General features: G+C 59.4%; 21 protein-coding genes. 12 read left to right on the top strand and 9 right to left on the bottom strand.

What is annotated here, in order from left to right; genetic code table 11:
* Nucleotides 1-32: 32 nt before the first annotated feature.
* Nucleotides 33-854, bottom strand: a complete 822-nt coding sequence (locus AC0TOF_RS11525; protein ID WP_473768336.1) for a Hint domain-containing protein — start codon at nt 852-854, stop codon at nt 33-35.
* Nucleotides 855-1,223: 369 nt separating this feature from the next.
* Here AC0TOF_RS11525 and dmeF point away from each other — a divergent pair, with 369 nt between their 5' ends.
* The 3 genes from dmeF (at nt 1,224) to AC0TOF_RS11510 (ending at nt 3,472) form a co-directional block, all read left to right on the top strand.
* Entirely contained in the window at nt 1,224-2,165 is a 942-nt protein-coding gene (gene dmeF, locus AC0TOF_RS11520) for a CDF family Co(II)/Ni(II) efflux transporter DmeF (RefSeq protein ID WP_473768335.1), read from the top strand.
* A gap of 23 nt (nt 2,166-2,188) precedes the next feature.
* The gene (locus AC0TOF_RS11515) at nt 2,189-2,464 is read left to right on the top strand and encodes a metal/formaldehyde-sensitive transcriptional repressor (protein WP_021587391.1); all 276 of its coding nucleotides are present in this window, start codon (nt 2,189-2,191) and stop codon (nt 2,462-2,464) included.
* Nucleotides 2,465-2,653: 189 nt separating this feature from the next.
* A complete protein-coding gene (locus AC0TOF_RS11510; RefSeq protein ID WP_473768334.1) occupies nt 2,654-3,472 on the top strand; it encodes a prephenate dehydrogenase/arogenate dehydrogenase family protein in 819 nt (272 codons plus the stop codon).
* Here AC0TOF_RS11510 and AC0TOF_RS11505 read toward each other — a convergent pair.
* On the bottom strand, nt 3,444-3,902 hold the full coding sequence (locus AC0TOF_RS11505) for an Lrp/AsnC family transcriptional regulator (RefSeq protein ID WP_006473061.1): 459 nt from the start codon (nt 3,900-3,902) through the stop codon (nt 3,444-3,446). The genes AC0TOF_RS11510 and AC0TOF_RS11505 overlap by 29 nt on opposite strands.
* 181 nt (nt 3,903-4,083) lie before the next feature.
* Here AC0TOF_RS11505 and AC0TOF_RS11500 point away from each other — a divergent pair, with 181 nt between their 5' ends.
* The 3 genes from AC0TOF_RS11500 (at nt 4,084) to AC0TOF_RS11490 (ending at nt 5,995) form a co-directional block, all read left to right on the top strand.
* Nucleotides 4,084-4,824 carry an AzlC family ABC transporter permease gene (locus tag AC0TOF_RS11500; RefSeq protein ID WP_473768333.1) on the top strand — a complete coding sequence of 247 codons (741 nt, stop codon included), beginning with the start codon at nt 4,084-4,086 and terminating at the stop codon, nt 4,822-4,824.
* Nucleotides 4,821-5,120: an AzlD family protein gene (locus AC0TOF_RS11495; RefSeq protein ID WP_010659133.1), complete on the top strand. Its 300-nt coding sequence runs from the start codon at nt 4,821-4,823 to the stop codon at nt 5,118-5,120. Before AC0TOF_RS11500 ends, AC0TOF_RS11495 begins: the two co-directional genes overlap by 4 nt.
* A 221-nt stretch (nt 5,121-5,341) precedes the next feature.
* Nucleotides 5,342-5,995, top strand: a complete 654-nt coding sequence (locus AC0TOF_RS11490; RefSeq protein ID WP_473768332.1) for a heme-binding beta-barrel domain-containing protein — start codon at nt 5,342-5,344, stop codon at nt 5,993-5,995.
* Between the two features lie 146 nt (nt 5,996-6,141).
* Here the strand turns inward: AC0TOF_RS11490 and AC0TOF_RS11485 are convergent, their stop codons facing one another.
* From AC0TOF_RS11485 to gcvA, 3 genes are all read right to left on the bottom strand, one after another.
* Nucleotides 6,142-7,002: a sigma-70 family RNA polymerase sigma factor gene (locus tag AC0TOF_RS11485; RefSeq protein WP_473768609.1), complete on the bottom strand. Its 861-nt coding sequence runs from the start codon at nt 7,000-7,002 to the stop codon at nt 6,142-6,144.
* A complete protein-coding gene (locus tag AC0TOF_RS11480; RefSeq protein WP_473768331.1) occupies nt 7,002-7,472 on the bottom strand; it encodes a carboxymuconolactone decarboxylase family protein in 471 nt (156 codons plus the stop codon). Before AC0TOF_RS11480 ends, AC0TOF_RS11485 begins: the two co-directional genes overlap by 1 nt.
* Before the next feature lie 119 nt (nt 7,473-7,591).
* Complete coding sequence (gcvA, locus tag AC0TOF_RS11475; protein ID WP_122002005.1) at nt 7,592-8,479, bottom strand: transcriptional regulator GcvA; 888 nt, start codon at nt 8,477-8,479, stop codon at nt 7,592-7,594.
* Nucleotides 8,480-8,609: 130 nt separating this feature from the next.
* On the opposite strand from gcvA, the gene AC0TOF_RS11470 reads away from it, so the two are divergent.
* Entirely contained in the window at nt 8,610-8,828 is a 219-nt protein-coding gene (locus AC0TOF_RS11470; RefSeq protein WP_473768330.1) for a hypothetical protein, read from the top strand.
* A gap of 5 nt (nt 8,829-8,833) precedes the next feature.
* Here AC0TOF_RS11470 and AC0TOF_RS11465 read toward each other — a convergent pair whose 3' ends face one another.
* Complete coding sequence (locus AC0TOF_RS11465; RefSeq protein WP_473768329.1) at nt 8,834-9,499, bottom strand: GntR family transcriptional regulator; 666 nt, start codon at nt 9,497-9,499, stop codon at nt 8,834-8,836.
* 118 nt (nt 9,500-9,617) lie between these two features.
* Between AC0TOF_RS11465 and AC0TOF_RS11460 the strand changes: the two genes are divergently transcribed.
* Nucleotides 9,618-10,874 (top strand): multidrug efflux MFS transporter, encoded by a 1,257-nt coding sequence (locus AC0TOF_RS11460; RefSeq protein WP_473768328.1) that lies wholly within the window; start codon nt 9,618-9,620, stop codon nt 10,872-10,874.
* Nucleotides 10,875-10,918: 44 nt separating this feature from the next.
* Nucleotides 10,919-11,569 carry an HD domain-containing protein gene (locus tag AC0TOF_RS11455; protein ID WP_473768327.1) on the top strand — a complete coding sequence of 217 codons (651 nt, stop codon included), beginning with the start codon at nt 10,919-10,921 and terminating at the stop codon, nt 11,567-11,569.
* 262 nt (nt 11,570-11,831) lie between these two features.
* Here AC0TOF_RS11455 and AC0TOF_RS11450 read toward each other — a convergent pair whose 3' ends face one another.
* Nucleotides 11,832-12,581 carry an SDR family oxidoreductase gene (locus AC0TOF_RS11450; RefSeq protein ID WP_473768326.1) on the bottom strand — a complete coding sequence of 250 codons (750 nt, stop codon included), beginning with the start codon at nt 12,579-12,581 and terminating at the stop codon, nt 11,832-11,834.
* A 267-nt stretch (nt 12,582-12,848) separates the two neighbouring features.
* Between AC0TOF_RS11450 and zwf the strand changes: the two genes are divergently transcribed.
* The 3 genes from zwf to edd all read left to right on the top strand — a co-directional run bounded on the left by zwf (nt 12,849) and on the right by edd (nt 16,969).
* Entirely contained in the window at nt 12,849-14,324 is a 1,476-nt protein-coding gene (zwf, locus tag AC0TOF_RS11445; RefSeq protein ID WP_122002011.1) for a glucose-6-phosphate dehydrogenase, read from the top strand.
* A gap of 23 nt (nt 14,325-14,347) precedes the next feature.
* On the top strand, nt 14,348-15,046 hold the full coding sequence (pgl, locus tag AC0TOF_RS11440) for a 6-phosphogluconolactonase (RefSeq protein ID WP_122002012.1): 699 nt from the start codon (nt 14,348-14,350) through the stop codon (nt 15,044-15,046).
* Nucleotides 15,047-15,145: 99 nt separating this feature from the next.
* Nucleotides 15,146-16,969, top strand: coding sequence for a phosphogluconate dehydratase (gene edd, locus AC0TOF_RS11435; protein ID WP_473768325.1), 1,824 nt, complete (start codon nt 15,146-15,148; stop codon nt 16,967-16,969).
* Between the two features lie 103 nt (nt 16,970-17,072).
* On the opposite strand, the gene folD is transcribed toward edd, so the two are convergent.
* Both folD and AC0TOF_RS11425 read right to left on the bottom strand, forming a co-directional pair.
* Complete coding sequence (folD, locus tag AC0TOF_RS11430) at nt 17,073-17,972, bottom strand: bifunctional methylenetetrahydrofolate dehydrogenase/methenyltetrahydrofolate cyclohydrolase FolD (RefSeq protein ID WP_122002014.1); 900 nt, start codon at nt 17,970-17,972, stop codon at nt 17,073-17,075.
* A gap of 148 nt (nt 17,973-18,120) precedes the next feature.
* Nucleotides 18,121-19,794, bottom strand: coding sequence for a Wzz/FepE/Etk N-terminal domain-containing protein (locus AC0TOF_RS11425; protein WP_473768324.1), 1,674 nt, complete (start codon nt 19,792-19,794; stop codon nt 18,121-18,123).
* Between the last annotated feature and the right edge of the window lie 6 nt (nt 19,795-19,800).

Genomic DNA, 19,800 nt, shown 5'->3' with positions numbered 1-19,800 from the left:
GCCATTCTTACCATCGTCCGGTGCTTCATGTTCTACGCTACGCTTGCACCTGCCTTCGCGGCCAGACGCTGATAGGTTTCCTCAACCACGTCCCGCACGGGAAGAATGCCGCTCATGCACAACAGCGCATGCATGTGCTGACGCGCACCTTCATAGCCCAACAGCGGCGCATAGGGCTGCATGATGACATTGGCTTCTTCCGGGTATAGTTCCTGATACTCGGCAAAATTGGTGAAGCTCTTGTAGCTGTCGCCGCGCATCAGATAAGTCTCCACGGCAGCCCCTTCCGCCAGCACGGCATCATGACCGTCGAGAACGATGTTGTAATAGTCGATCGGCTTGTCCATCGACACGCGCGCTATGCTCTGGCCGTTGACCAGATCCTTCACGCGGATCAGCACGCCATCGATGAGCAGCGCATGGTTGGACGAAAGATAAAGGTCGCGATGCGGGGTTTTACCGTCGATGGCATGGCGCTTGACGCGGATCGGCATCACGCTCTCGTTCCATTCTGCGCCGCCCTTTCTGTGGCTCTGCCAGCCGACCCATTTGACCGGGCGGGCGTCGCCCCGAACCGTGGTCACGAGATCGCCAACAGACAATGCCTCTACCGCCACCGGGCCGGCGGGTGTTTCGATGAGCGTTCCTTTCAGGAGGCAGTTGGCGCCCGTGCCGCCTCCTCCGCCGTGACCACCATGCCACCATTTCGTGCCCAGCGCCTGCGACGGACGCGACGACACCGTTGCAGCAAACACGCCCAGCGCCGCAATCCTCGCGGCAGCGGCGGCTGTGAGACCCAGAAAATGCCGTCGCGCACGATTGCGCGGCGAATGCGGGTTCTTTTCCGAAGACATGTATCCCTCCGCTCTTCTCGTTACGGCACCGGCCTGAAAATCAGCGTGGATTTCTAGCAAAGCACGATGCACAGCTTCCAACCCTGAAGCGTCGTTCCGCGTTGCCCGGACCAGTGGCGCTTCGATGCTTTGCCCCAAGTTGATGTTCCCAATCTTAGCTGATCCCGCCCCCGAATAGATTCCGGCAATCAGGCCATCGGGCTTCTCGAAAAGGCGCACGGCTTTACTCCCAAAGGTGTAACTTTCATCAATCCGGCGGATAGGCCCGCATGCAACAGCGCCGGCCAAAGTCAGCGCCGCGCCTGAGAATGTGATTTGTCAGCCCTCGTAAAATAGTATACCCCCCTATTCTAACTGAAAGGATATTTCATGGGCGCGCATCACCATCCGGACCACCCGGGGCATCAGCTTTCGTCCCGGCACGAGCATGTTTTTCTGGGCGAGAACCACCAGCGCAACGAAAAGCGAACCTGGATGGTAATCGCCATCACGGTGACGATGATGATAATCGAGATCACCGCCGGAAACCTTTACGGCTCCATGGCTCTGACCGCCGATGGCTGGCATATGTCCACCCACGCCGCGGCAATGCTGATTGCAGCGCTGGCCTATCTCTATGCGCGCAGGCACGCGCATAATTCGCGGTTTACCTTCGGCACCGGCAAGCTCGGCGATCTGGCAGGTTTTGCCAGCGCGATTGTTCTGGCGCTGATCGCCCTCCTGATCGGCTGGGAAAGCTTCTGGCGCTTCAGCGCGCCGGTCAGCATCGATTTTCACGAGGCCATTCTGGTCGCCGTCATCGGTTTGATCGTCAATCTCGTCTGTGCCTGGCTTCTCAGGGACGATCATTCGCACCATCACGACCACCACCACCATGATCACAGCCATGACCAGAACCTGCGCGCAGCCTATATGCATGTGCTCGCCGATGCGCTGACATCGGTGCTTGCCATTGCAGCGCTTCTGCTGGGCAGTCTTTACGGCTGGCTCTGGCTTGACCCGGCGATAGGCATCGTCGGCGCCTTGGTGATCGCAAACTGGTCATGGGGCCTGATAAAGGACACGGGTTCCACCCTGCTCGACTATCTGCCCGAAGACGAGGACCTGCCGCAGGAGATCGCCGAAATCATCGTCCGCGAGGGCGGCGAAATTGCCGACCTGCATGTCTGGCAGCTTGGGCCGGGCCATCACGGCGCCATCGTTTCGATCATCGCGGAACAGCCGCAAGCGCCGTCCTATTACCGGAACAAGCTTGCAGCCATCCATGATTTGTCGCATGTGACGGTGGAGGTGGAACCGCGAACCGCCTGACCGTCCAGATTTCAGGAGCATCCATGACCCACACCATCCGCGAAAAGCAGAAGCTCATCAACCGCGTGCGCCGCATTCGCGGCCAGCTTGAGGGCGTGGAACGGATGCTCGAAGACGAGAAGGGCTGCGCCGAAGTCATGCAGGTGATTGCCGGCGTTCGCGGCGCGGTCAACGGGCTGATGGCGGAAGTGATCGAAGACCATATCCTGATGCATGTGGCCGATGGCGCCCTTCCGCAGAAGGAGCGCGACGAAGGCGCGGGCGAGCTTGTCGATGTGGTTCGCGCCTATCTGAAATAGACGGTGTTGACATCCGCTCAAGGCAGGAATAGCTAGACGGCATGAACAAAGCACTCATCAGCACCCGGTCTTATTACGCCCCGCTCACATAGCGGCGGGTTTGCTTTGTCATAGTTCAACCGCTGCATTGCCAGCGGTTGAGTTTCAAGGACAGCGCCTCTGGCCATGCGGCCCTTAAGAGGTCAGTCCATGTCTCGCGACAACAATCAGCATACGAAAATTGGCATTATCGGCTTTGGTGCGTTCGGGCAGCTTATCGCCCGCTATCTGAACCCGTATTTCCAGTTCTATGCCTATGATCCCGCCGCGAACCTTGAACAGACGGCGCTGATACACGGCGTTGCTCCGGCCTCTCTGGAACAGGCCGCCCGGTGCGATATCGTTATTCTGGCGACGCCGGTCGCAATGCTTGACCGGGTGGTGGAGGCGATTGCGCCGCATCTGCGCCCCGGCGCGCTTGTTCTCGATGTCGGTTCAGTGAAGGTCGGGCCTGCCGATATCATGCGGCGCGGCCTGCCCGCGCATGTCGATATTGTCGCCACCCACCCGCTTTTCGGCCCGCAAAGCGTCCGCGACGGCATTGCCGGGCTCAAAATCGCCGTCTGCCCGGTGCGCGGCACGCGGTTCCATCGGGTTGCAGCCTTCCTGAAGAAGCACCTTTCCCTCGATGTCATCATGACAACACCGGAAGACCATGACCGCGAGGCGGCGATGGCTCAGGGCCTGACGCATCTCATTGCCAGGGTTCTGGTGCAGATGGAACCATTGCCCACCCGCATGACGACAAAAAGCTTCGATCTTCTGATGCAGGCGGTCGACATGGTCCGCCACGATGCGCCGGAAGTGTTTCAGGCCATCGAGCACGCCAATCCCTATGCTTCGAAGATGCGAAGACGCTTCTTCGCGCTGGCAGATCAGGTCAATGAGGAACTGGCGCAGCTCGATCTGGTCATTTCGAAAAACCCGGCCTCAAAGGAGGCTACAGGGGCATTTCGGAAGTCTGCTTGACCGTCTGGCTCGGCACGTCGGTCTTCAGGTTCTGAACACCCTTGATCCGGCTCAGATATTCCGACTGGAAGCGGCGGTAATCCTCGATATCCGCCGCAACCACCCGGATCATCGCATCGTAGTCGCCGAGCATGAAATAGCATTCAAGCACCTGCGGCAGCTTCAATATTTCCTTGGCGAAGGTCTGAAGCGTTTCCTCGTCCTGCTGGTCCAGCCGGATGCGGGTGAAGAAGGTCAGCCCCTTGCCGACCTTGGCCGGGTTCAGCACCGCGACATACCGGTCGATCACGCCCGCCTCTTCCAGCAGCTTCACCCGCCGCAGGCATGGCGAAGGCGAAAGGCCGACCTCGCGTGCGAGATCGTTATTGGCGATGCGGCCGTCGCGTTGCAGCACGCGCAGAATCCGTTTGTCGATCTCATCCAGCTTCATTAGCGCTCGATTCCATTTATGCCAATCTTGTTGGCATTCTCTGCCAAATATTGATGCATGAGGGCATAATTCGCAACCAAATTGCTGACGGAATTGATTATAGTTACGCAACTCTCAAGCAAACTCGCAAGAGACTGAGCAAGGGGCGGTTGCGAACCAGCAACCAGCCAACAGGAATTTTATGGATATTTCACAGGCCTATGTGCCTCAAAAAAGCAGATCCGGGCGCGGATCGGAATTCCGCCGCGGGGCCGCAGCTGGCCTGCCGGTTCTGCTTGGCATCATTCCCTATGCGCTGGTGCTGGGCGCGCAGGCAGCTCAAAAAGGCCTCAGCATCGTGGAAGTGCCGCTGATGACCGGGCTGAACTTCGCAGGCGGATCGGAATTCGCGGCCATCCAGCTCTGGACCTCGCCGCCGCATGTCCTGCTGATCGTCGCGATCACCTTTCTCGTCAACAGCCGCCATCTGCTGATGGGCGCAGCTCTGGCTCCGTTCATCCGCCACCTGCCCAAGCGCAAGGCTTTCGCGAGCCTGTTTCTGATGTGCGATGAAAGCTGGGCGCTCGGTCTTGCCGATGCGAAACGCCGCCAGTCGAAAGGCGTCAATCCTGCGATGAGCCTCACCTTCTATGCCGGGGTGGCCATACCATTCTACCTCGCATGGGTGGTCTTCACCACGCTTGGCGCGGCCTTCGGCCCGATGATGGGAGACCTGCGGCCCTACGGTTTCGACATGGCGTTTCCGGCTGTGTTTCTGGTACTGCTGGCGGGCATGTGGAAAGGTTTTGCGGCAGCGCGCCCGTGGCTGGTCAGCCTTGTGGTGGCGGCGCTCACCTATCTCACTGTTCCCGGCGCCTGGTATGTCGCCGCCGGTGCCATGTCCGGCCTCGTTGCAGCCTATCTGCTGGCAGGTGAAGAATGATTGATCCGTTAGCCGTTCTCACCATCGTTCTGATGGCAAGCGTCACCTATCTCACCCGCATCGGCGGTTATGTGCTGCTGCGCAACCGCACGCTGAGCAAACGCGCGACGGCGGTGATGGAAGCAGCACCGGGCTGTGTCCTGATCTCGGTTATCGCGCCCGATTTCGTGTCCGACAAGCCAGCCGACCTCATCGCGCTTGCAATCACGATCTTCGCCGCAACGCGCTTTTCCATGCTGCCGACCGTGCTGATCGGCATCGGCGCGGCGGGCGCTTGCCGCTACCTGATCGGGTGAGCCGAAGGCGCCGTGCGCCTTTTGAAATGGGTGTGAAAACCAGACGTTGGAGCGCCGATCTGTTCAATCAGATCGGCGCTCCAACGTTCACGAAATAGTCAATTTCTGTTCAATTGACAATTTTTTTAGAATAAATCTAAGCTGAACTGCGCCGTACATGACAGACCCGATATTTATATAGTTAAGGAAATTATTTAAATCGGCGCATATTTGAGGAAACTATGCTTAGATTCAAAGTTGCTTTGTTAGCTCTATCTTTTTCAGCATTAACTCTTCCATCATACGCTAAAGATACGCCCACCTCCCAAACAGACAGCACAATAGTAAACGGCCTGGATTTTGGCCCATTGGCAAAACTCATCGGCACGTGGAAAACGGAAGAAACTGGCGGCACTGACGTAGCCCCCGGCCAGGCACAATCTGCCGTAGGCAAAGGCGGCCTTGCGGTGGAGCCATATTACGAAGTTTATACATTTGAGCCCGCTGCCGACGCGAAAAATGCAAGCGATCAGGCTCTGACCGCCATTTATTACAAACAGGAAGTATTTCGCAAAAGAGATAACGCCAAGTTTCATGATCAAAGGGGATACATGATCTATGACAAAAAGAATGATGTAGTATACAATTCTTTTTGCATCCCAAGAGGCGTTTGCATCGTTGCTGAAGGAAAAGCTGGCGATGTGATGAAACTTGAAACAAAAAATCAGGGAATTGCCGAATCTGACTATATGTTGGAGAACGACAATACCTTGAAATTCTCCATAGACATGGATTTCTCCAAAGACAAACTTAAATACAGCCAAACAACCAACTTGCAGGTGTATGGAAAGCCTTTCGATCACAAGGATACGAGCACGCTCAAGAAGGTAAGCTGAGGATCGAAACGCTCCGGCTTGCCTTTAAGATTGCGCGCCGACACGGCAATCTGGAGTGCCGATCCAATTCATCGGATCGGCACTCCAACCTGTCTTTGTTCAAGCTGAGCCTGATCGTTTCTCGCTTCACTCGGGTCAGATTATGCTCAATGCAGATGCTTCAGCTTGTCGGGATTACGCACGACATAAATCCCGGCAATCTTGCCATCTTCCATATCGAGAGCAGTCGTCTGAATTTCTCCATCGGCTTCGCGCGTGATGAAGCCGGGCAAGCCATTGATGAAAACGATGCGCAGCAGCGTCGACTGGTTGCCACGGAAATAGCCCGCCAGTTTCTCGTGGATCTCCATCACCTCGCTGAAGCCGAAAGCAGGTTTCGGGAAGGCCGGGCGCTTGCCGCCGCCATCGGCATGCATGTGCACATCTGCGGCGAGCATGGTGCCGAGCAGCTTCATGTCGCCGCTGCGCGATGCCGTGAAAAAAGCCTGCGCCAGCTCAAGCCCGCGTTGCCTGTCGACCTGAAAGCGCGGACGCTCCTCGCGCACATGTTTTCGCGCACGTGCCGCAAGCTGGCGGCAGGCGGCCGCATCCCGCTGGATGGTCCTTGCTATCTCGTCGAAATCCAGCCCGAAGACATCGTGCAGCAGGAATGCGGCGCGTTCCAGCGGCGACAGGCGCTCCAGCGCCAGCATGAGCGGCAGGGTGACGTCGTCATCCGCTTCCTCTTCAACGACCGGATCGGGAATCCATGGCCCGAAATAGGTTTCGCGCTGGTTGCGCCCGGATTTCAGAAAATCGAGGCACAGGCGGGTAACAACGCGGCGCAAAAAGGCTTCCGGCTCGCGCACCGCGCTGCGGTCGGCGTTCATCCATCGGATGAACGCTTCCTGCACCATATCCTCCGCATCGGCGACCGAACCCAGCATGCGATAGGCAACGCGGATCAGTTTCGGGCGCAGCGGATCGAAGCTTTCGGCTGCATCGCCTTGCGGGGATATGTCGGCCATCATGCGGCTGCCTTTGCTACGGGCTGCTTGGTTTCCGGGTCGAACCAGAGGTCGAGGCCGACCGCAATGCGGTTCCATCCATTGATGATGTTGATCATCAATGTAAGGTTCACCTGCTCCTCCTCGGTAAACTGTGCCCGCATGGCGGCGCGCGCTTCTTCCAGATCGTGACCTTGCGACAGGCGGGTCAGCGCATCCACCCATCCCAGAGCCGCACGTTCACGCTCAGAATAGCACGGCGCTTCGCGCCAGGCCGACAGCAGATAGATGCGCTGCTCGGTCTCACCGAGGGAACGCGCCTCGACCGTATGCATATTGATGCAATTGGCGCAGGCATTGATTTGCGATGAGCGGATTTTGACAAGCTCGATCAGGCTCGCCTCAAGGCTGGATGCAATGGTCATCGAGGCGTTCAGCCAGGATTTCATCGTGGCAGGCGCGGCATTGAGCGGGTTGAGCAGAAGGGTCATCGTATCGTTCCTTTCGGTTCAAGAGGTTCGACAGACATGACGAGACAGAATTGCCCAATGTGACATGCGGCGGAAAAAATTATGAGTGCGCCCGAAAAATCGAATGCGCTTCTTCAGCGCTATTCGCAGTCGAGTTCGCTCAATATCCATTCCCTGAATGCGCGAATCTTTGGCGTGTTGCGGCGGGACCGGGGATAGACCAGCCAATAGGCGCGGCCATCGTCGCAAAGAATGTCAAAGGGCTGGATAAGCTGCCCGGTGGCGATTTCTATTTGATGGAAAGCGGGCGTGAGGATGCCGACGCCCTGCCCCGCAACCGTTGCCCGCCCTTCAATATGCTGGGCGCCCAGGCGGTTCTGCAAGTTGCCCTGCAATTGCGGGTTTTCAATCCCCGCCGCCTTGAACCAGATCTTCCACCACGGGTCGCTCGCATCGATTATCTTGAGCCGCAACAGGTCGGCAGGCTCCTTTACCCCGCCAATGGTCGCGGCCAGGGCCGGGCTCAGCATGGGCGTGAAACTCGCCTTGATGAGCTGATGCGCTTCCAGACCAGGCCATTTGCCGAAACCGCTCCTGATCGCGATGTCGACATTGGTTGTCGCGAAATCGATCACACTGTCGGACGTATCGAGCCGGACCGCAAGCGACGGATGCCGCATCTGGAAAGAGCCAAGCCGGTGCGCCAGCCAGTTCGCGGCAAATGTGCCCAGAACGCTGATCGACAACGTGCCCTCCGCGTCTTCACGCAGGCTGGCGAAGGCATTGCGCATCGTCTCGAATGCTTCCGTAATCGCGGGCGCAAGCTGCTTGCCAAGTTCGGTCAATTCCACTTGTCGCGGCTTGCGCAGGAAAAGCGGCGCGCCGACGCGCTCCTCCAATATCTTGATCTGATAGCTGACTGCGGCCTGCGTCATGCCCAGTTCCGCCGCGGCGCGGGTGAAACTTGCATGGCGGGCGGCGGATTCAAAAACGCGAATGGCCGATAAGGGGGGAAGCGCTGCGGTCATGATACATAAGTCCTCCTTATGCACACTAATTGATGTTCAATTGGAAAACAAAGGTTTTCGGGCGCATATCTACGGGCACAGATTAACGGGCCGCTGCCTCCCACAGCCGCTTCATCCGACAGGTAAGACCATGAAGAACCTCAATTCTGCCACCGCCCCGGCACCCACTATCTGCCGTGAGGCTGACAGCGGCTGGAGCGCGCTGTTCTCCCGCCTGTTTTCACGCAAGCGCACCCACATCGTCATCACCGAGCATTCGCCGGAATATCTCCTGCGCGATATCGGTATAGGCGATGGGCGCACACAATATTATTCGCGGGACGGCCATAAGCTGCCCGAATGGCGGTGACTGTGTCAGCCGCTGATGACGGCAAAGCCCCGCGCCTTGAGGCCGCGCCGGTCCTCGTGCAGATTGCTGACGAGACGGCTGCGGCTACCGTCCAGATGAGCGCTCATCAGACGCGTCGCCTTGTCGGCGTCCCCTTCGCGCACCGCCTCGAGAATGGCGCGGTGTTCCGCCCATGCGCGGGCAAGCGCCGCCTCGTCGCGCACCTCCAGCCAGCGCGCCCGTGAGAGGCGCTGCATGGCGTCGCGCACGCCACGGCTGAGAAACTCATTGCCGGAAAGCCGCGCCAGTTCGATATGAAAATCCATGCCGATACGATGCCATTCCTCGCGTGAGGTGTCGGCATCGCAACTGTCCAGCATGGCTGCAATAGGCTCCACGCCGCTGCGGTCTTCCAACGCGCAGGTGAGCTTCAAAGCGGCGATTTCCAGCGCCTCGCGGTAGACGCCAATCTGCTCGATTTCACCAAGATTGATGGGCGAAACCGTCCAGCCGCGCCCTTCGCGGCAGATCAGCCCTTCCGCCTCCAGCCGCAGGAGCGCGGCCCGGATCGGCGTGCGCGAGGCGGCAAACTGCGCCTCGATCCAGCGCTCGGTCAAACGCTCGCCCGGTCCCAGTTCCAGCCCGAGGATCATGTCGCGAAGCTGCGTTTCAACCTGCCTCATCTGTGACATTGGCGACCATTCTCCGTTTTAAATCTGCACCCCGATTGACAAGCGGCGTCAACAGGCGCACTCATGCATACCAATTTGGTATCCCAAAACGGCATACATTGCAACCGCGAGACATGACATGAGTACCGCCCAAGCCGCCGCCGGAAATGAAACGACCCAGCAAAGCAATGAAACGGTCCAGGAAAGCCACGAACGCTACTGGAAGCAGAACCTTTTGATCTGCCTCATCGGATCGTTCACGACGCTCATTGCCATGTCGCTGCTTCTGCCTTTCCTGCCGCTTTATGTGGAGCAGCTTGGTGTCGCCGACCACGCGGCCATCGTGCAGTGGTCCGGCATCGCCTATGGCGCGACCTTTCTGGCAGCAGCCTTCGTCGCGCCGCTGTGGGGCAAGCTCGGTGATCGTTACGGGCGCAAGCTGATGCTGATCCGCGCCAGCCTCGGCATGGCCATCGCCATGTCGCTGATCGGCATGGTGACGAGCGTGTGGCAACTGGTGGCGCTGCGGCTCTTCGTCGGCATTGCGGGCGGCTACTCGTCCGGATCGATGATCCTCGTCGCCACGCAGACGCCGAAGGACAAGACCGGCTGGGCGCTGGGCGCACTTTCGGCGGGTATCATGGCGGGCAATCTGGCAGGCCCGCTGCTCGGCGGCGCCTTGCCGCCGCTGATCGGCATCCGCGCAACCTTCTGGCTGGCGGGCGGCGTGATCTTTCTCACCTTTCTGGCCACGACTTTCCTCATTCGCGAAGAGCGCAAGCCGCCAAAGCCGACGCAGGAACAGAAGGCGGAATCCATCTGGGCAGCGATCCCTGACAGGAAACCGGTCATCGCCATGCTGGTGACGGGCATGCTGCTGCTTTTCGCCAATATGTCGATAGAGCCGATCATCACCGTCTACGTAATCCAGTTGATGGACGACCAGACGAAAGTGACGCTGATTTCCGGCGTGGTGATGGCTGCGGCAGCGCTCGGCAGCATCCTGTCATCCTCGCGATTGGGCCGCCTTGCCGACCGCATCGGCCATACGCGCGTCATCATCGGGGCGCTTGCGGTTTCCGCGCTGCTTTTGATCCCGCAGGCTTTCGTGACGGAAGCCTGGCAACTGATCGGCCTGCGCTTTCTGATGGGGCTGGCGCTGGGCGGGCTTCTGCCCTGCATCAGCAGCGTCATAAGGCACAACGTCCCCGACCGCGTAGCGGGCGGCGTGCTTGGGCTTTCCGTCTCGGCCCAATATATCGGACAGGTTGCCGGGCCAGTTGCAGGCGGCTTCGTCGGCGGCCACTTCGGCATGCGCTCCGTGTTCCTCGGCACATGCCTGATCATGGCGCTCGGCGCAGTTTATAACTGGACCGTCCTGCGCAAGAACCCGTAGTTTCCGTCATCGTCCGAATCCCCCGACACCATGGCGGAACCAGCATGACAGCCCATATTTTCGCGCCTTTCGAAATGCTTGCGGAAAGGCTTTTGCCCTATGCGCTTGAACACGGCGAGGATGGATCGCATGACCTTTCCCACCTTGCCCGCGTTTGGAAAAATGCAGCCGCAATCCAGCGTCACGAAGGCGGCGATGCAGAAGTGCTGTGCGCCGCCGCCCTGTTGCACGATTGCGTGAGCGTGGAGAAAAACTCGCCTGACAGAAACCGCGCTTCGCGACTGGCGGCGGAAAAGGCATCAGCACTGCTACGCAGCCTCGGCTGGGATGAGGCGCGCACCGGCCTTGCCGCCCACGCCATCGAGGCGCACAGTTTTTCGGCCAATATCGAACCTGTCACGGTGGAAGCGAAGATATTGCAGGACGCCGACCGGTTGGATGCCATCGGCGTCATTGGCGCGGCACGCTGTTTCTACATTGCGGGCCGCATGGGCAGCGCGCTTTACGACTGGCGCGACCCCCATGCCGAAAACCGTCCGCTGGACGACAAGCGCTTCGCGCTTGACCATTTCCGCACCAAGCTGTTCGGCCTCGCCTCCGGTTTCAGGACGGAAACCGGAAGGCGCATGGCCGCTGAGAGGCACAGGCGGCTGGAAGCCATATTTGATGACTTCCTGGCCGAAGCGGATGGCTAGGGTCAGGACCTATTAATTTGATGGAAATGGCACCTGAAATGACAAGAGCTGCCAGGAGAGCCGCGAAGGACGGGGTGGTTCTCCCGGCCGAGCGGTTCGACGCAGCAGATCGCCAGTCATTTCGGTGTCCAGAGGATGTGGTCCATCCGCCCGGCTATCTCGTCGAAAAGTCTCGAAAATGAACCACATTTCCTTCGCCTTTTCTCCTCGTATCCAAACGGATGGCCTCACACCATTTTCACCAAATTAACAGGTCCTGACCCTAGATAGAGTAACCGCCATCAACATTAAGCGCCGTCCCCGTCACCATGGAGGCGGCGTCGGAGGCCAGCCAGAGCGCGGCTTCCGCCACATCCTCCGGCGTCGAAAAACGGTCGAGCGGAATGGTGCGTTTCAGCGCTGCGCGGGCTTCCGGCGTGTCCTCTTCCAGAAACAGCTTCAATGCCTCGCCGTCGCTTTCGGCGGGGCAAATGCAGTTGACGCGGATATTCTTCTCCGCCAGTTCCAGCGCCATCGCCTTGGTCGCGCTGATGATCCATCCCTTGGAGGCGCTATACCAGACAAGCCCCTTGCGCGGACGCAGTGCGGTTGCCGAAGCCGTATTGATGATGACGCCGCCGCCCTGATGCTCCATGATCGGCACAACGATCTGGCTGGAATAATAAAGCGCCTTCATATTCACGGCGGCGATCAGATCGAAACTGTCCTCCGTCACTTCCGTCAGCGGCATGTTGCGATGCGTGAAACCGGCATTGTTGACCATGATGTCGATGCGGCCGAACGCCTCGAAGGCCGTGCGCGCCACGCGCTCCATGTCGTCCTTGCGCGAAACATCGGCCTGCACGGAAAGGCCGTTCCTGCCGATATCGGCAAGCTCGTCCTCGACGCGCTTCACATTCACATCTGCGAGAACGACCTTGGCGCCTTCGGCCGCAAACCGGCGCGCCATGCCTGAACCGAAGCCCGAACCGGCGCCGGTGATGATCGCGACCTTGTCTTGCAGCCTCTTCATGTCATTCTCCTTTGGCATAACCAAGATACCGTCCAACTTGGCCAAATCACTTGAATCCAGATTGTTTGTTCCAATATGGCCTTAAGATGAACATGTCATGTGTGCACAAGCCGTTAATCCGTCAATTATCGCAGGGCGCGTTCAATTTCGCGGGAATGCGGCATTGCGACTGTTGAATTTAAATCGATTAGATAATAGACAAGGGCAGCGTGAAAATCGCATGCTGCTCACAGGCAGACTGATTTGCGCAAGAAGAGAGAGCGATAGATGACCAGCCAGACAATTCCGGTAGAGCCCTTCGACTGCATCGTGTTCGGCGGTTCCGGCGATCTTGCCGAGCGCAAGCTCATCCCGGCGCTGTATCAGCGTCAGCGTGCAGGCCAGCTCACCGACCCGACACGCATCATCGGCGCATCGCGCAGCGCCATGACGGATGACGAATACCGACAGTTCGCACGCAATGCCATCCATGAGCATGTGAAGGCCGAGGAAGTCGACGAGAAGGAAGTCGACAGCTTTCTTGCCCGCCTCAGCTATGTGGCGGTCGATGCCAAGTCCGAAGAAGGCTGGGATACGCTCAAGACCCTGATCGGCAAGAAGCCGGAAAAGATTCGCGCCTTCTATCTCGCCGTCAGCCCGACGCTTTTCGGCGACATCGCCACGCGCCTGAAAGCGCATGGCCTCATCACCCGCGACACGCGCATCATCGTGGAAAAGCCGATTGGCCGCGATCTGGAATCCGCCATGGCGCTCAACGATACGCTGGGCAGCGTTTTCCGCGAGGACCAGATTTTCCGCATCGACCATTATCTGGGCAAGGAAACCGTGCAGAACCTGATGGCGCTGCGCTTTGCCAATGCGCTTTATGAGCCGCTGTGGAACTCCGCCCATATCGACCATGTGCAGATCACCGTCGCCGAAGCCGTCGGCCTGGAAGGGCGCGCAGGCTATTACGACAAGGCGGGCGCGCTGCGCGATATGGTGCAGAACCATATTCTCCAGCTTCTCTGCCTCGTTGCGATGGAGCCGCCTGCATCGATTGAAGCCGACGCCGTCCATGACGAAAAGGTCAAGGTTCTGCGCTCCTTGAAGCCAATCACCAATCTCAATGTCGAGGACGTGACGGTGCGGGGCCAGTATCGCGCCGGAGCTTCGGCAGGCGGTCCGGTGCGCGGCTATCTGGAAGATCTGGAAAGCGACACCAGCAATACCGAAACCTTCGTGGCGCTGAAGGCCGAAATCGCCAACTGGCGCTGGGCGGGCGTGCCGTTCTATCTGCGCACCGGCAAGCGGCTTGCCACGCGCGTTTCGGAAATCGTCGTCACCTTCAAGCCGATCCCGCATTCCATCTTCGGTGAAAGCGCTGGCAAGGTGATAGCCAATCAGCTTGTCATCCGCCTCCAGCCGGATGAAGGCGTGAAGCAGTGGCTGATGATCAAGGACCCGGGTCCGGGGGGCATGCGCCTGCGCCACGTGCCGCTGGACATGAGCTTTGCCGAATCCTTCAGCGAACGCAATCCGGATGCCTATGAACGCCTCATCATGGATGTGGTTCGCGGCAACCAGACCCTGTTCATGCGCCGCGACGAAGTGGAAGCCGCATGGCGCTGGGTCGATCCGATCCTTCAGGGATGGGATTTGAACAGCCAGCCCGTTCAGGGCTACACAGCAGGAACATGGGGTCCCTCGTCCTCCATCGCGCTTATCGAGCGTGACGGGCGCACATGGCACGAGAGCCTCTGATTTCTGTCTTGGAAGGGAATGGAATGAGCATCGAACGGCACGATTTCACCAGCGGAACAGAACTGGCGCAAGCGCTCTCCGAAGCCATTGCGAACAAGCTGAATGCCGCCATCGCTGAACGGGGACAGGCAACGCTCGCCGTCTCCGGCGGCACCACGCCGCTCAAGCTGTTCGAGGTGCTTTCCCGCAAGATGATCGACTGGAACCTCGTCACGATCACCCTCGTGGACGAGCGTTTCGTGCCCGCTGAAAACGAGCGCTCCAACGAAAAGCTGGTGCGCGAGCATCTTTTGCGCGACCATGCAGGTGTGGCCCGGTTTGTCGGCCTCTACAATCCGGCGGCGACGGTTGAAACGGCAGCGCTTGCCGCCGCCAGCCGCATCGATGCGCTGCGCCAGCCTTTTGATGTGGTGGTGCTTGGCATGGGCAATGACGGTCATACCGCATCCTTCTTTCCCGATGCCGACCGGCTCGATCAGGCGATCGATCCGGCAACGCGCGCGCTCGTGCTGCCGATCCATGCCGAGAGCGCCGGTGAAAAGCGCCTGACGCTGACCCTGCCGCTCATCGCGGAAGCCGACATGCTGGTGCTGCACATCGAAGGCGCTGCCAAGCAGGCAACGCTGGAAAAGGCGCTTTCCGGCGACGACGAGAATGAAATGCCGGTACGGGCTGTCTTCCATCATGCCCGCACCCCCGTCCAGCTTTACTGGACAAGCTGAATCGTATCCCGAAAAACGTGAAACGATTTCGGACAAGATGCGCGTAAAAACAAAGAGATAGAGCATTTCCAACAGGCCAGATTGGCACAGGTGATACCCATGCCCATGCAGTCCGCACATAAACGCATACAGGAAATCACCGCGCGCATTCGCGAACGCTCCAAGCCGACCAGAGAGGCCTATCTTGGCCGCGTGCGTGAGGCTGCCTTGAAAAAGCCGAACCGCACGGTTCTGGCCTGCGCCAATCTCGCCCATGGCTTTGCCGCCTGCGGACCGCATGACAAGGCAGCGCTGATCGGCGACGAGATTCCAAATCTCGGCATCATCACCGCCTATAATGACATGCTGTCGGCGCATCAGCCATTCGAAACCTTTCCGCAGCTCATCAAGCAAGCGGCGCGCGAAGCGGGCGGCGTGGCGCAGGTTGCAGGCGGCGTGCCCGCCATGTGCGATGGCGTGACGCAAGGTTTTGCCGGCATGGAACTGTCGCTGTTCTCCCGCGAAGTCATCGCGATGGCGACCGCTGTCGGCCTGTCGCACGATATGTTCGATGCCGCCGTCTATCTCGGCGTCTGCGACAAGATTGTTCCGGGCCTTATCATCGGTGCCTTGACCTTCGGCCACCTGCCCGCCGTCTTCGTACCTGCCGGGCCGATGACCAGCGGCCTGCCGAACGACGAGAAAGCCAAGACCCGCCAGCTTTATGCGGAAGGCAAGGTCGGGCGCGCCGAACTGCTGGAATCAGAATCGAAGTCCTATCACGGTCCCGGCACCTGCACTTTCTACGGCACGGCCAATTCCAACCAGATGCTGATGGAAATCATGGGCCTGCATCTGCCGGGCGCATCCTTCATCAATCCGGGCACGCCGCTGCGCGATGCCCTGACCCGCGAGGCCGCCAAGCGCGCGCTGGCCATCACCGCCTGCGGCAATGAATATACGCCGGTCGGCGAAATGCTGGACGAGCGCTCCTTCGTCAATGGCGTCATCGGTCTCAATGCGACCGGCGGCTCGACCAACCATACCATTCATCTGATCGCCATGGCGGCTGCCGCCGGTATCAAGCTGACATGGCACGATATTTCGGAGATTTCGGATGTGGTGCCGCTTCTGGCGCGTGTCTATCCGAACGGCCTTGCCGATGTGAACCATTTTCATGCCGCTGGCGGCATGGGTTTCCTGATCCGCGAGCTTCTCGATGGCGGCATTCTGCATGAGGATGTGCGCACTGTATGGGGCGAAGGCTTGCGGCCTTATGCCATCGAACCGAAGCTTGGCGCCGACGGCAATGTCGTGCGCGAGCCGGTGCCGGAAAAAAGCGGCGACGACAAGGTTCTGGCCAAGATTCATACGCCGTTCCAGCCGACCGGCGGCATCAAGGTTCTGACCGGCAATATCGGCAATGCGATCATCAAGGTTTCCGCCGTGAAGCCGGAGCGTCAGGTCATTGAAGCACCCGCCAAGGTGTTCAACGATCAGGCGGAAATGCAGGCCGCGTTCAAGGCTGGCGAGCTGACCGGCGATTTCATCGCCGTGGTCCGCTATCAGGGTCCGAAAGCCAATGGCATGCCGGAACTGCACAAGCTGATGACCGTCCTCGGCATCTTGCAGGATCGCGGCCAGCGCGTTGCCCTTGTCACTGACGGCCGTCTGTCGGGGGCATCTGGCAAGGTGCCTTCCGCCATCCATGTCACGCCGGAAGCGCTCGATGGCGGTGTCATCGGGAAAATCCGCGATGGCGATGTTATCCGCCTCGATGCCGTCAATGGTACGCTGGAGGTTTTGGCCAATATCGCCCTGCTGAACGATCGCGGCGAGGACCGACCCGATCTTTCCGGCAATGAACATGGCATGGGACGCGAATTGTTCCGCGCCTTCCGCCAGATCGCCGGGCGGGCCGACGAAGGCGCTTCGGTGTTCTGAAAACGCCCGAATAAAATTAAGGCAAAACAGTGATTCACACTGTTTTGCCCTTTAAACCATCAAAAACGGAATGAAACTGCGCAAAAAGCGCAGCTCAATTGTGTCAAAAAACTGGCTTTTTCACGCCAGCAGTGCGGCAAGCCGAGGTGAGCGTGTTTGCCATCAGCATGGCAATGGTCATCGGACCGACGCCGCCTGGAACCGGCGTTATCGCTCCGGCGACCTTTTCGGCTTCCGCGAAATCGACATCGCCAACCAGCCGCGTCTTGCCTTCGCCCCGTTCCGGCGCCGGAATGCGATTGATGCCGACATCGATTACCGTTGCGCCCGGCTTGACCCAATCGCCCTTGACCATTTGCGGACGCCCGACCGCTGCCACCAGAATGTCAGCCGTGCGGGCAATTGCGGGCAGGTCCTTCGTGCGGCTGTGCGCAACCGTCACTGTTGCGTTGGCGGCGAGCAGAAGATTGAACATCGGCTTGCCGACAATGTTGGAACGCCCGATCACCACGGCATTCAGCCCGGAAAGATCGCGGCCATGGACGCGCTCGATCATGATCATCGCGCCTGCTGGCGTGCAGGGAACGAAAGCCGTTTCAACCTCGCCGGTGCCAAGCTTTCCGACATTGATGAAATGGAAGCCGTCGACATCCTTGTCGGGAGAAATGGTCTGGATCACCCGGCCTGCATCAATGTGCTTGGGCAGCGGCAACTGCACCAGAATGCCGTGGATGGCGGGATCGTTGTTCAGGCCCTCGATCAGGTCGAGAAGTTCCCGCTCCGATGCCGTTTCCGGCAGATCATGCTGAACGGAGTGAAAGCCGCATTCCTTGGCCTTGCGGCTCTTGGAAGCGACATAGACCTGGCTTGCCGGGTCTTCGCCGACAATCACCACTGCAATGCCGGGCACAATGCCGGTTGCGGCCACGAGCTTTTCGGTTTCGGTCTTCACCGTGGAAACCACATCCTCGGCGAGCTTCTTGCCATCAATCAATTGGGCCATAGCGAGCGCTCCGTTCTTTCGTGATTGTCTGGGAGATACACGACATATTTTCCGCACACATGCCCATAAGCGTCATGACGCCCGATGACAATCGGCGAATGCGCGACAATGCAGGATTTTATGGCAGGATTTTATGAAATTTCAGATGTCAGAGCCGCGAGGCGCGGGACGAACGCACCTCATCAATGGCGCGACCGATGGCCGAATTTTCCCGCGGTCGGCTGGCGCCTTCATTCTCGGCTTCCCAGCGCGCATTGGCTTCGCGGATCACGGCGGCAAGACGGGTCTCGCCATAGGTTTCAAGAACGTCTTCCGGCTCGGCTTCCGTCTTTGACGACGACCGGGGCTCGCGACCGGCCAGCGCCATGGAAAGGAGGCCAAGCAGGAAGCCGCCCCCAAATCCAACAGCGATAATCCATTGCGGCGGGAGACTGCGCGGGTTCGGTTCAGCAATGGCAGGCGCAACAATCCGCACTGTCGCCGCCGAGCCGGTCGAGGCAGGTTCACCCCGCGCCGCGCGCATCTGCAAATCTTCAAACAGCGCCTGCTTTGTCGCGGCATCGCGCTCAAGCATTTGCAGGCGGGCCTTGTCTTCATCCGTTGCGGGCGCCGAGCCGAAACCGGCAATGACGGCGGCGGCTTTCTGTTCGCGTTCGACTGCATTCTTAAGATCGGCCTGCAAGCGGCTGCGCTGGCTGGAAATCTCCTTATCGATCTCCGCCTCAATCTGCTTTGTTTCGGCCCCCTGCCCTGCGGCGCGATAACGCTCCACCAGCGCGCCGAGTGGCCCGGAACGCATGCTTTCCGGCACGCCTTCGCGGACAAGACTTCCCGCGTTGGCTCCATTCAGGCTGTTGGCCTCCGCGGCGATCCGTTCCGTCTCGGCCTTGCTGTAGGCGAACTCGCGTTGAAGCGCTGCCTTGTTGTCGTCACCGCCAAAATCGCGGCTGACACGAAAGGCAGTTGCCGCCTGTCGCGCCGCTTCGGCATCCGCCTCCAGACTTTGCAGGCGCGCCGGAAGATCGCCTTCAGCCGCGTTCAACGGAGCGCCGCCTTGCAGATGATCGCGAAACGCCTGCGCAACCGCATTGGCCAGAAGCGCCGCCGTTTCCGGCCTGTCTGCCGTGGCCTCGACATTCACCGTGCCGCTGTCGAGCGCCTGTGTGAAATCAAGACGCTGGCGCAGCAAATCGACACCGGACGGTTTTGACGCTGGCGTTTGCAAATCCTCAGGCAGCAACCTGTTCAGACGAACGCGCAATTCCTCCTGAAAGGAAGGCCGGCCCAGATCCTCCGCGCGCGTTATGCGCGCCATCTGCGCGGCACGTTCCAGAACAACATTCGAGGCAATTTCACTGCGCCGCTCCGGCGGGAAAACCTGCATGGAAGCCGTCGCCGCATATTGGGGCGGCACGAGAAAGGCATATGTCGTTGCAATGATTCCGCCCAAGAGCGTAAAGCCTGCCAGAAGCCCCCAGCGCCGCCTGCGGCGCGGTAATTTCACCGGCTCGCTTTCAGGCTTCGCGGAAGCTTCCGGCGCAGATTGCGCTCTCGCCGCCGCGCTGTCGAGATTGGCCTGCAATGCCTCACGCACGGCATACATGCGGCCTTGCATATCGGCCTTCCGATCAATCGAGCCATCATGCCCGGCATCCAGCAATTCCTGCTTGCGGCGAAGCAGTTCCTCGCGGCGCCTTTGGTGTTCGCGCTCTTCATCGTTCTGGAAAACGCGGGACGAGGAAACCGGCTCAAGAAATTCCGGCGCATAGGCCAGCAGCGGGCGGGCAGCCGCACGTCTCGCCTTTCTGTCCCTCTCCACCATCGTTCC

The sequence above is a fragment of the Ochrobactrum sp. PL_is501 genome (assembly GCF_055816895.1).
This window is presented reverse-complemented; position numbering and strand designations above follow the sequence as displayed.

Coding starts and splice junctions, on each gene's coding strand:
- AC0TOF_RS11500 (WP_473768333.1), top strand. CDS start 4,084: ATGGATATTTCACAGGCCTATGTGCCTCAAAAAAGCAGATCCGGGCGC.
- AC0TOF_RS11515 (WP_021587391.1), top strand. CDS start 2,189: ATGACCCACACCATCCGCGAAAAGCAGAAGCTCATCAACCGCGTGCGC.
- AC0TOF_RS11510 (WP_473768334.1), top strand. CDS start 2,654: ATGTCTCGCGACAACAATCAGCATACGAAAATTGGCATTATCGGCTTT.
- AC0TOF_RS11425 (WP_473768324.1), bottom strand. CDS start 19,794: ATGGTGGAGAGGGACAGAAAGGCGAGACGTGCGGCTGCCCGCCCGCTG.
- AC0TOF_RS11495 (WP_010659133.1), top strand. CDS start 4,821: ATGATTGATCCGTTAGCCGTTCTCACCATCGTTCTGATGGCAAGCGTC.
- AC0TOF_RS11505 (WP_006473061.1), bottom strand. CDS start 3,902: ATGAAGCTGGATGAGATCGACAAACGGATTCTGCGCGTGCTGCAACGC.
- AC0TOF_RS11470 (WP_473768330.1), top strand. CDS start 8,610: ATGAAGAACCTCAATTCTGCCACCGCCCCGGCACCCACTATCTGCCGT.
- edd (WP_473768325.1), top strand. CDS start 15,146: ATGCCCATGCAGTCCGCACATAAACGCATACAGGAAATCACCGCGCGC.
- AC0TOF_RS11455 (WP_473768327.1), top strand. CDS start 10,919: ATGACAGCCCATATTTTCGCGCCTTTCGAAATGCTTGCGGAAAGGCTT.
- AC0TOF_RS11480 (WP_473768331.1), bottom strand. CDS start 7,472: ATGACCCTTCTGCTCAACCCGCTCAATGCCGCGCCTGCCACGATGAAA.
- AC0TOF_RS11465 (WP_473768329.1), bottom strand. CDS start 9,499: ATGTCACAGATGAGGCAGGTTGAAACGCAGCTTCGCGACATGATCCTC.
- AC0TOF_RS11450 (WP_473768326.1), bottom strand. CDS start 12,581: ATGAAGAGGCTGCAAGACAAGGTCGCGATCATCACCGGCGCCGGTTCG.
- AC0TOF_RS11525 (WP_473768336.1), bottom strand. CDS start 854: ATGTCTTCGGAAAAGAACCCGCATTCGCCGCGCAATCGTGCGCGACGG.
- dmeF (WP_473768335.1), top strand. CDS start 1,224: ATGGGCGCGCATCACCATCCGGACCACCCGGGGCATCAGCTTTCGTCC.
- AC0TOF_RS11485 (WP_473768609.1), bottom strand. CDS start 7,002: ATGGCCGACATATCCCCGCAAGGCGATGCAGCCGAAAGCTTCGATCCG.
- gcvA (WP_122002005.1), bottom strand. CDS start 8,479: ATGACCGCAGCGCTTCCCCCCTTATCGGCCATTCGCGTTTTTGAATCC.
- pgl (WP_122002012.1), top strand. CDS start 14,348: ATGAGCATCGAACGGCACGATTTCACCAGCGGAACAGAACTGGCGCAA.
- folD (WP_122002014.1), bottom strand. CDS start 17,972: ATGGCCCAATTGATTGATGGCAAGAAGCTCGCCGAGGATGTGGTTTCC.
- AC0TOF_RS11460 (WP_473768328.1), top strand. CDS start 9,618: ATGAGTACCGCCCAAGCCGCCGCCGGAAATGAAACGACCCAGCAAAGC.
- zwf (WP_122002011.1), top strand. CDS start 12,849: ATGACCAGCCAGACAATTCCGGTAGAGCCCTTCGACTGCATCGTGTTC.
- AC0TOF_RS11490 (WP_473768332.1), top strand. CDS start 5,342: ATGCTTAGATTCAAAGTTGCTTTGTTAGCTCTATCTTTTTCAGCATTA.